At 60.3% G+C, this 10,232-nt stretch carries 12 protein-coding genes; all 12 read left to right on the top strand.

Annotated features, from left to right (window positions below; genetic code table 11):
• The coding region (locus tag AC6RA8_RS17915) for a LysR family transcriptional regulator (RefSeq protein WP_500354528.1) at positions 1-885 on the top strand (885 nt) is incomplete at its 5' end.
• A 185-nt stretch (positions 886-1,070) separates the two neighbouring features.
• The gene (locus tag AC6RA8_RS17910; RefSeq protein WP_500354527.1) at positions 1,071-1,607 is read left to right on the top strand and encodes a GNAT family N-acetyltransferase; all 537 of its coding nucleotides are present in this window, start codon (positions 1,071-1,073) and stop codon (positions 1,605-1,607) included.
• A gap of 305 nt (positions 1,608-1,912) precedes the next feature.
• Entirely contained in the window at positions 1,913-2,119 is a 207-nt protein-coding gene (locus AC6RA8_RS17905) for a DUF6500 family protein (RefSeq protein WP_500354525.1), read from the top strand.
• A 302-nt stretch (positions 2,120-2,421) separates the two neighbouring features.
• Complete coding sequence (locus AC6RA8_RS17900; RefSeq protein ID WP_500354523.1) at positions 2,422-2,814, top strand: YbgC/FadM family acyl-CoA thioesterase; 393 nt, start codon at positions 2,422-2,424, stop codon at positions 2,812-2,814.
• Between the two features lie 100 nt (positions 2,815-2,914).
• Entirely contained in the window at positions 2,915-3,610 is a 696-nt protein-coding gene (gene tolQ / locus AC6RA8_RS17895) for a protein TolQ (RefSeq protein WP_189368878.1), read from the top strand.
• A gap of 3 nt (positions 3,611-3,613) precedes the next feature.
• Positions 3,614-4,084 (top strand): protein TolR, encoded by a 471-nt coding sequence (gene tolR, locus AC6RA8_RS17890; RefSeq protein WP_500354521.1) that lies wholly within the window; start codon positions 3,614-3,616, stop codon positions 4,082-4,084.
• 3 nt (positions 4,085-4,087) lie between these two features.
• A complete protein-coding gene (tolA, locus tag AC6RA8_RS17885) occupies positions 4,088-5,218 on the top strand; it encodes a cell envelope integrity protein TolA (RefSeq protein WP_500354519.1) in 1,131 nt (376 codons plus the stop codon).
• A complete protein-coding gene (gene tolB, locus AC6RA8_RS17880; protein ID WP_500354517.1) occupies positions 5,215-6,531 on the top strand; it encodes a Tol-Pal system beta propeller repeat protein TolB in 1,317 nt (438 codons plus the stop codon). Before tolA ends, tolB begins: the two co-directional genes overlap by 4 nt.
• Before the next feature lie 87 nt (positions 6,532-6,618).
• On the top strand, positions 6,619-7,131 hold the full coding sequence (gene pal, locus AC6RA8_RS17875; protein ID WP_500354515.1) for a peptidoglycan-associated lipoprotein Pal: 513 nt from the start codon (positions 6,619-6,621) through the stop codon (positions 7,129-7,131).
• Positions 7,132-7,177: 46 nt separating this feature from the next.
• The gene (gene ybgF, locus AC6RA8_RS17870; RefSeq protein ID WP_500354530.1) at positions 7,178-7,975 is read left to right on the top strand and encodes a tol-pal system protein YbgF; all 798 of its coding nucleotides are present in this window, start codon (positions 7,178-7,180) and stop codon (positions 7,973-7,975) included.
• A 3-nt stretch (positions 7,976-7,978) separates the two neighbouring features.
• On the top strand, positions 7,979-9,226 hold the full coding sequence (gene tilS / locus AC6RA8_RS17865) for a tRNA lysidine(34) synthetase TilS (protein ID WP_500354513.1): 1,248 nt from the start codon (positions 7,979-7,981) through the stop codon (positions 9,224-9,226).
• A 77-nt stretch (positions 9,227-9,303) separates the two neighbouring features.
• Positions 9,304-10,232, top strand: a 929-nt coding sequence (locus AC6RA8_RS17860) for an ATP-dependent metallopeptidase FtsH/Yme1/Tma family protein (protein WP_500354512.1), incomplete at its 3' end; no start/stop codon positions are given.

Here is a 10,232-nt window from a genome sequence, read left to right as displayed (position 1 = left end):
TTTCTGTCGGTGGTTGAGACCGGGAGTTTCGTTGCGGCCGGCAAGATGTTCGGGCTATCGCGCTCAACCGCCGGGAAGGCCATCGCGCGCCTTGAGGACGGATATGGCGCGCGGCTTTTGAACAGAAGCACACGCGCATTGGACCTGACCGAGGAGGGAAAGCGCCTCTACGAGCATGGGCAAGCCATTCGGGACGCAATTGAGGCCGCTGACGACAGTATCGCCAATGAAAGCGGCGTTCCGCGCGGTGTCTTGCGCATTACGGCACCTGACGCATTGGGGCGCAGGTTGTTGCTGCCAACGGTGCGCCGATATCTGGAAACCTGGCCCGAGACACAGATCGAGATGTCGCTGTCGGATCGGGTCGATAACATCGTCGAGAAAGGCTTTGATCTGGCGATCCGGGTGGGTGTGAACGCGTCTGACCAGGGGTTCATTGTGCGGACCCTCATGCGGGATGAAGCGATCTTGTGCGCGGCTCCAGACTACTTTGAGGGGCGCGACCGTCCCTTGAACATCGAACAGCTCACGCGTCACGACCTGCTTCAGTTTGCCAGCCGCGGCGAGCGACAAGGCTGGTATCTGCAAGAAGAAGACGGCACCCGCGTTCGTGCCCAAGGTCAGGTCCGCCTCAGGCTGGACAGTGCCGAAGCCCTGCGCGCGGCGGCCCTGGATGGTCTTGGCATCGCGCTGTTGCCACGGCTGCTGGTTGGGGCCGATATTGCGGAGGGTCGTCTTGAGCGGGTTCTGCCTCGGCTCGGCCACGGGCAGGTTCCAATCCTCGCGCTGTATCCCCATAAGCGCCTTCTTGAGCCGCGTGTGCGCCGTTTCATCGACATGCTGGGGGAGGACCTCAAGGCGCTTGGTTCGAACCATGCACACTGACGCACCGCCTATTCCTGGCCACTCAGAATTTGAGAGCAATCGATCTCCTGAGGGCACTTGGCGCGGCTTTCATGCAGAGCGTCTTTGAGCCCGCATCGAAAAAGTCTGCGCTGAGTTGGAATGGCTGCTTTCCGGTAGGCGCGACCGGTCGCTATGCTGACCAGTGCTGGAACCTAAATCTGCAGATGAAAAGGCGACGCATGCAAAATCTCACGAACGCACCTACGCTGACAACGCACCGGTTGATTTTGCGTGGGCCAGAGCGGGAAGACTTGCCGGAGTTCACCCGGTTCATGACGTCTGCCCCGTCAATGATAGCGCAGGGGGAGACGGTCACAGCGGAGCAGGCCTGGTACGGGTTTCTGACCGGCATTGGGCACTGGCATTGGCACGGCTTCGGCTTTTTTATCGTCGCCCTGCAGCAGACGGGGCATCCCGTCGGCCGAGTGGGCTTGATCAAACACTCTGACTGGCCGGACGTCGAGCTGGCGTGGCATCTGTTCGAAGGTGCCGAGGGAAAAGGCTTTGCCACGGAAGCCGCGATAGCCGTCAAAAAATGGGCCTTCGACGATTTGGAACTGGACAGGCTATACAGCTACATTGACCGGGAAAATACACGTTCACAGGCTGTGGCAAAGAGGCTGGGTGCCGTCACGGACGGAACGCAGGCGCTGCATGATCCAGAATCGGAGGTGTGGGTTCATTCGATGGAAGGTCATTGAGCCAAGCTGGCAAGAACTGGGGCCCGCGCTGGAGAACTTGTAAAACCGCAAACGGCTTCGTCGCCGACGCAGTGTTTGGTTTCTGTCTTTCGCGTGCATACGGCGAAGCGCCGTTTTGCTGTCAAATCTGGCCTTAGCTCAATGCTCTTTCATGCGGACTTCATGCCAGGTCAGATCGGTGCGAAGCCCCAGGCCCGGCTTGAGCCGAGCCCACCAAGCAAATTCAGTTGTGGGGCGTATTTGTTCTTTTATGTTCTGGTAAGTGGCACTGGAACAGATCGGACAAAGTCAGCATGAGACCCACCTTGAGAACCAAGGCAATCGCGATTTGCAATGATAAGATCGCCAAGAAAGGGGAAAACGTAGGCCTGTCTTTCTATGCATTTTTTGCCAACAAGAATGACGATCCTGAGTTGCTGATGGAAGCGGCGGAATGGTGGATCAAAACACACGAACTGGACCACTTTGAAAAGGCCGTGAAAATTCGAGACATGATAAGTGCCGGCGTTTAGCCCGCGGGATTGTGCGGTCGTTTCCCCATCTGGCGGTGCATAATACAGTCTTTCCCCGCATCATTGGGGTTTCCCGGTTTCTTGGAGACCCCTGCGGGCTTGCATTTGTGAGCTGCCGCCAGTGGAGTGTTGTTGTTCCGTGAGGTGGGCAACGCTTAAACGCGTTCTGATGTGCCCATCGGACCCAAACAACAGCACCCCTTGGGTCGCCCACCCATCAAGTGCCCATCCCTAGTCCCACGTGGGCTTGCGCGCCTTCCGCTGGTCGGTATCTATGGCGTTACCCAATTCGAGCAGGCCCCATGACCCCGCATCGCTTCCCGATCATCGTTTACTATGAGGACACCGATATGGCCGGTGTCGTCTACTACGCCAACTATCTGCGCTATATCGAGCGGGCCCGGTCGACCATTGTGGAAGAGATGGGGTTGGATCAGAACGCGATGCGCCAAAAGGGCATTGTGTTTGTCGTCACGCGCGTTGAGGCCGATTACATCTCTCCGGCGCGCATGGGCGACCGGTTGGAGGTCGTCACGACGCATCAGGCGTCCAGCCCGGTGCGGTGGACGTTTGATCAGGAAGTGCAGCGGGATGGGCAGGCGCTGTTCCGTGCGCATGTTGTCGCCGTCACCATGACGACGGAGGGGAAACCAGTGCGTTTGCCCGCGGAAATCCGCGCAATTCTGGCGAAATAGGCGTGTTCTGACGCCGAAGTGATAGCTTTCCCCTTGGGTTTCCCTTAGTGTTTGCGCCAGACAAGAGCCGAACAAGCGGCCAAACAAAAGAGCAGGCAGTATGGAAGCAGAAACGCTCGCCCTGGCGCACGAGGTTGATTTCTCGATGTGGGGGCTTTTCTTGCGCGCAACCTTTACGGTGAAACTGGTGATGATCGTGCTGATCGTTGCATCGTTCTGGGCGTGGGGCATCATCATTCAGAAATTGCTGGTTTACCGTCGTGCACGGGCCGAAGCGGATCGATTTGATCGCGCGTTCTGGTCGGGTGAGCCGTTGGACGGTCTATTTGAGAAGATTGGGCCGGAGCCCGATGGGGCCTCGGAAAAGGTCTTTGCCTCGGGCATGATCGAATGGCAGCGCTCGCACCGCGAGGATGGCGGGCTGATTGCAGGGGCCACCAGCCGGATTGACCGCAGCATGGACGTCGCGATTGCGAAAGAGGCCGAGAGTTTGCAGGGCGGGTTGACCGTTCTGGCGACTGTTGGATCCTCCGCGCCGTTCATTGGCCTGTTCGGCACCGTGATCGGTATCATGAACGCGTTTATCGAGATCGCTGAACAGCAGAACACCAACCTGGCCGTTGTGGCCCCGGGTATTGCCGAGGCTTTGCTGGCGACCGGTCTAGGCCTGCTGGCCGCTATTCCAGCGGTGATCTTCTACAACAAGCTGAGTGCGGACAGTGACCGCATCGTTGCAGGATATGAGGCCTTCTCGGACGAGTTCGCCACCATCCTGAGCCGCCAGTTGGACGGCTGAGCCATGGGTGCAGGTGTCATTCAAAAGGATGGCGGCGGGTCCCGGCGGCGCAAGCGCAGCCGGGCACGTCCAATGTCCGAGATCAACGTCACGCCCTTTGTGGACGTGATGCTGGTGCTTTTGATCATCTTCATGGTGGCTGCTCCGTTGTTGACCGTGGGCGTGCCGGTGAACCTGCCCGAGACGGCAGCCAATGCGCTGCCGACCGATCAGGAGGAACCGCTGACCATCACGGTGACGTCGACGGGTGAGGTGCAGATCCAGACCACAGCCGTTGAGCGTGCCGATCTGGTGGGTCGTCTGCGGGCCATCGCGGCCGAGCGCGACAGCGACCGTGTGTTCCTGCGTGCTGACGGTGCCGTGCCTTACGAGCAGGTGATGCAGGTTATGGGGGCCCTCAATGCAGGCGGCTTTTCCAACATCGGCCTTGTGACGGATATTGGCGGCCCGACGCTGGATGGCGAGGGGGAGTAACCCTTGAACACCGGTCAGGTCATATCGGGCATCGGGCATGCTGGCCTGATCGGCTGGATGCTATTTGGCGGGTCCTTTCAGTCCGAGCCATTGCCGTTCGAGGTGACTGAGGTGTCTGTCATCTCGTCCGACGCGTTTGAGGCGCTGTTGCCCAGCGGGCCGACGCCCGATACGGCCACCGAAGTGGCGCTGCCGGCAGAGCCTGACGTCCAGCCCGATCCGGTTGAGACCCCTGTGCCCGATCAGGCCGTTGAGGCGGAACAACCTGAACCGACCCCAGCACCGGAACCGGATGTGGTCCCGGAGCCGCCTGCGCCTGAGCCCGAGCCCGAAGTTGTTGATGATGCGCCTGTGCAGCCGGTGCCGCAGGATCAGGCCGTGGTAGTCCCCGAACTTGCACCTCGCCCCATTCCGCGCGCCTCCGAGCGTGTTGCGCCCGATCCTGTTGCGCCGCCGGAGCCTGAGGCAACGCCGGATGATGTGCAGCAGGATGCTGTAACCGAAGCGGACAACGGTGAGACACAGGCCGAAGAGCAGGAGGCTACCGCCCCCGAAGAGGCCACGACAGAGATTGTGACGGAAGCCGAGGAGCCGGCTGGCGCCCCCACCGCGTCCTTGCGTCCCCCGGCACAGCGGCCCAGCCCGCCGGCGCAAACGGCAGAGCCCGCATCCGAACCCGAACCTGCGACGGAGCCTGAGACAGAGGCAGAACCGGACACCCAGACAGCAGAGCCTGCAGATACCGCCGATGACGTGAATGACGCGTTGCGCGAGGCGCTTGGCGGTGCCGAGCAAGAGGTGCCGCAAGGCCCGCCCCTATCTGCGGGTGAAAAGGACGCCCTGCGTGTGGCCGTTTCGAATTGCTGGAATGTTGGATCGCTGTCGTCCGAAGCCCTGCAGACCACCGTGGTTGTTACGGTAGACATGTCACAGGATGGCAAGCCAGTGGTCCCGTCGATCCGCTTGGCCTCAAGCTCGGGCGGCAGCCAGGCTGCGGCACAACAGGCGTTTGAGGCCGCGCGCCGCGCGATCATTCGCTGCACGCGTGATGGATATGACCTGCCCGCCGAGAAGTACGGGCAGTGGAAGGAAATCGAGATGACGTTCAATCCCGAAAGGATGCGTATCAAATGATAGTTCGAGCGCTTTTTTTGATGCTGATGTGTCTCGCCCCGGCATGGGCTGCGGCACAGAATGGTCCCCTGCGGATCGAGATCACCGAGGGTGTCATTGAACCCTTGCCCGTGGCCATACCTGATCTGGTGCCCGAGGGCGGAGCCACTGGCGATTGGGGCCAGCGCATCGCCCGGGTTGTCGCCGAGGATCTGACCGGCACGGGCCTTTTCCGCGAGATTCCATCATCGGCCTTTATCAGCCAGGTCAGCAGTTTCGCGGCACCCGTGCAGTATGCCGACTGGAAAGCAATCAACGCACAGGCACTTGTTGCTGGCGCTGTCGCCGTCAATGGTGACCAGATTTCGGTGAAGTTCCGTTTGTATGATGTGTTTTCGGGCGCAGAGCTGGGTGAGGGACTGCAATTGGCGGGCACCACCGACGCATGGCGCCGCATTGCACACAAGATGGCGGATGTTGTTTACAGCCGGATCACCGGCGAGACGGGGTATTTTGACAGCCGCGTGGTCTTTGTCAGTGAAACAGGTCCGAAGGACAGCCGCCGCAAGCGTTTGGCTGTCATGGATTATGACGGCGCGAATATCCAGTACCTGACAGGGTCCGAGGATATTGTTCTGGCCCCGCGTTTTTCCGTGACCGGGGACCGCGTGTTGTACACCAGCTATGAAACAGGCTTCCCGCGTATCTATGTGCTGGATGTCGGCAGCGTGCAGCGCCGCGTGCTGGAAAGCCAACCAGGCACGATGAGCTTTGCGCCCCGTTTTGCCCCTAATGGGCAAACAGTGGTTTATTCGCTGACCCAAGGGGCAAACACGGACATTTGGGCCATGAACGTTGGGTCGGGCCAGTCGCAGCGCCTGACCTCGACACCAGCAATCGAGACGGCGCCGAGCTTCAGCCCGGATGGCAGTCAGATCGTGTTTGAAAGTGATCGCTCCGGCACCCAGCAGCTTTACGTCATGCCAGCTGGCGGCGGTGAAGCGCGGCGCATTTCCTTTGGCGAGGGGCGCTATGGCACGCCCGTCTGGTCGCCGCGTGGTGATCTGATTGCATTCACCAAGCAGTCGAAGGGCCGTTTTCACATTGGAGTGATGCGCACCGATGGCAGCGAGGAACGGCTTTTGACCGCTTCCTTCCTGGATGAGGGGCCGACATGGGCACCGAATGGTCGCGTCATCATGTTTGCCCGCGAAACCCAAGGGGCCGCCGGGCGTTCGACCCTCTATTCGGTTGACATCACCGGCCGCAACCTGCGCCCTGTGCGCACGCCTGACGGCGGATCGGACCCGTCCTGGGGACCGTTGCAACGATAAAGCCCCACGTTTTCTTGTGTGCAGGAACGTGGTAGACAAACAGAAAGACGCCAAGCAGTGGGCGCGATAAACAGAGAGGCACAGGCCATGAAATTGAAATCTTCGATCCTGATGATCTGTGCGGCCGTGAGCCTGGCCGCATGTACCGACCCGGCACGCTTTGGCGGCGGGGCTGAGGGGACGGATCCGCTGGCCAACAGCGGCACGATCCCGGGCAGCGCGTCGGACCCTGCATCGCCAGCCTATTTCCAACAGGCGGTCGGTGACCGTGTTCTGTTTGCGGTGGACCAGTCCACGCTGACGCCCGAAGGCCGCACCACATTGGATGGTCAGGCCGTGTGGCTGCTGCAGAATGCCGACTACACCGCTGTTATCGAAGGTCATGCGGACGAGCAGGGCACTCGTGAATACAACCTTGCCCTTGGTGCGCGTCGTGCAGATGCGGCCCGTGCTTATCTGGTCAGCCAAGGTGTGCAGCCGGGCCGTCTGCAGGTTGTGAGCTTTGGCAAAGAGCGTCCAATCGAAGTGTGCAGCGAAGAAGCCTGCTATGCCAAGAACCGCCGGGCTGTTACGGTGCTCGCAGGTGGTTTGACCAGCTAAGCAAACACGACGGGGATTGTCTGTGGTGAAACGGTATTTTGTCGCAATGGCGCTGGCGGTTGGCCTGATGGGCCCGGCACTGGCGCAGGATCAGACCTTGGCCGATATCCGGCAGGAGCTGGTTGTGCTCAACACCGAAGTGCAACGTCTGAAGCGCGAGCTGTCGACAACCGGCGGTGTTGGCGGCGGGGCCGCAGGCGGATCAGTTTTGGACCGGGTGAACACGATTGAGGTCGAGTTGCGGCGCCTGACGGACAAGACTGAGCAGCTTGAGTTTCGCATCAACAGCGTTGTGACCGATGGCACCAACCGGGTCGGCGATCTTGAGTTCCGTTTGTGTGAGCTGGAAGAGGGCTGTGATATCTCGGCCCTTGGCGACACCCCGACATTGGGCGGAGGCGAGGCGCCGACGGCAACCGCGCCTGTCGTCGAGCAACCCGCGACGGATGCGCCACAACTGGCAACGCAGGAAAAAGCAGACTTCGAGCGGGCGCAGGAGGCGCTCGCCTCGGGTGACTTTCGCACCGCCGCAGACCAGTTTGCGACCTTTAATGAGACCTACCCCGGCGGACCGCTCGCAATAGATGCGGAGTTGCGGCGGGGTGATGCGCTGGAGGGGCTCGGAGATGTGCGTGAAGGCGCGCGCGCCTATCTTTCGGCGTTTACCCTTTCGCCCCAAGGTCCACTTGCACCCGAGGCATTGTTCAAGCTGGGCGCTGCCCTCGGTCGGTTGGGCCAGACCCAGGAGGCATGTGTGACATTGGCCGAGGTTGGGGTCCGCTTTCCCGGCGCCGCTGTCATTGCCGATGCCCAGAACGCGATGCAGAATATCGGCTGTTCCTGATCCATGATGGCGCCCCTGATCGCGGCGATTGAGGCGCAAATGGGGACAAACCCGCCCGAGCGCATGGCTGCGGCCGTGTCGGGAGGAGGGGATTCAGTCGCGCTGCTGGCCGCCCTTGTCGAGTATTGCCGTGACCAAGAGGTCGAGCTGCATGTCATCACCGTAGACCACGGTTTGCGAGAAGAGGCACGGGACGAGATCGCCCTTGTCACGGATTTGTGCGTCCGCTGGAATTTGCCGCATCACGTGGAATACTGGACCGGCTGGGACGGGCAGGGCAACTTGCAGGCTGCTGCCCGAGATGCCCGGTACGAGATCATGGCGGATTGGGCCTATGCCAACCGCATCGCCCATATTGCCCTGGGTCACACTGCAGACGATCAGGCCGAAACCTTTGTAATGCGCCTGGCGCGCGGTTCCGGTGTGGACGGATTGAGTGCCATGGCGGCGCGACGTGTACATCATGGCATCACGTGGGTGCGTCCCTTTCTCGAGATTGAACGCGCGACCTTGCGTGATGTTTTGCGGGACGCGCGGATCAACTGGTGTGACGATCCGAGCAACCTGTCACATGATTTTGAACGCGTGCGGGTGCGCGAGGCCCTGGCGGTTTTAGGGACGCTGGGTGTTACAACCGAGAAGCTTGTTGAGGTGGCCGAGCACATGACGCGCGCCCGTGAGGCGTTGGATTGGCAAACCTTTCTGGCCGCGCGGGACATGGCCGAAGTTGTTCATGGCGTGATTGCCATTGATCTGGCCAAGTTTCGGTTGTTGCCACAGGAAACAGCGCGCAGGCTCATCCTGCACACACTGAACTGGACATCGCAAAGCGTCTATCCCCCGCGCAAGGACCCTGTGGCGCGCACCTTGGCTGCGATCCGGGCAGGGCGGCCCGCAACCCTTGATGGATGCCATATCTGTGTTGAAAACGGCACCATCTGGGTGTTCCGCGAGTTGAACGCGGTAAAGGACACCGTGTGCGAAGTGGGCGATATGTGGGATGACCGCTGGATGATTTCGGGACCGGAAGACGATCCCGATCTTGAGGTGCGCCCGCTGGGATACGACGCGTTGGCGGGTATTGAAGGGTGGCGCGATATTGGTCTTCCACGCGCTGCTCTGGCGGCCTCTCCGGCAGTCTGGTACGAGGACCGTCTGGTCGCGGCGCCCTTTGTCGGGCTCGATGACGAGTGGAGTGCGGAGCTGGACGGTGGAAAAGATGCCTTTTTTGCTGCACTTTTATCGCATTGAACATGTGCGCAGCATGTCTATCTTAGAGGAAACGGTGCCGGCGAGGGCCGCGTACCGGTATTATCAGGAGATTTTCCTTGGGAAACGCACGTAATATCGCCTTCTGGGTTGTTCTGTTTCTGCTGATCCTCGCGCTGTTCAACCTGTTTGGTGGGTCGGGCAACACGCTGCAAAGCCGTGAGATCACCTATTCCGAGTTCGTTTCGGCTGTTGAAGATGGATCTGTCACCCAAGTGACCTTGGATGGTGAGCAGGTCCGCTTTCGTCGTGGGACAGAAGACTTTGTGACCATCAAGCCCGAAGATGCGGCGATCACCGAATTGCTCATCGCAAACGAGGTGCCTGTGCAGGTCGAACCGCAGCAACAATCCGGTTTCCAGACCTTTATCCTGTCGTTGTTGCCCTTCCTGTTGCTGATCGGTGTGTGGATTTACTTCATGAACCGGATGCAGGGTGGCGGCAAAGGTGGGGCCATGGGCTTTGGCAAGTCCAAGGCCAAGATGCTGACCGAAAAGCATGGCCGCGTAACCTTTGACGACGTGGCTGGCATTGACGAGGCCAAGGACGAGCTTGATGAGATCGTCGAGTTCTTGCGCAATCCGCAGAAGTTCAGCCGTCTGGGTGGTAAAATCCCCAAAGGTGCGCTGCTCGTTGGCCCTCCGGGTACTGGTAAAACGCTACTGGCGCGTGCCGTGGCCGGTGAAGCTGGTGTGCCGTTCTTCACCATTTCCGGCTCTGACTTTGTCGAGATGTTCGTGGGTGTGGGTGCGTCCCGTGTCCGTGACATGTTCGAACAGGCCAAGAAAAACGCGCCTTGCATCGTCTTCATCGACGAGATCGACGCCGTGGGTCGCCATCGTGGCGCGGGCTATGGCGGCGGCAATGACGAGCGTGAACAGACCCTCAACCAGTTGCTGGTCGAGATGGACGGATTTGAAGCCAACGAAGGTGTGATCATCATCGCGGCAACAAACCGTAAGGACGTGTTGGACCCTGCGCTGCTGCG

This window comes from Tateyamaria sp. (assembly GCF_059783535.1).
Note: the sequence above shows the minus strand (reverse complement) of the source record. Positions and strands in the feature narration are given on the sequence as shown.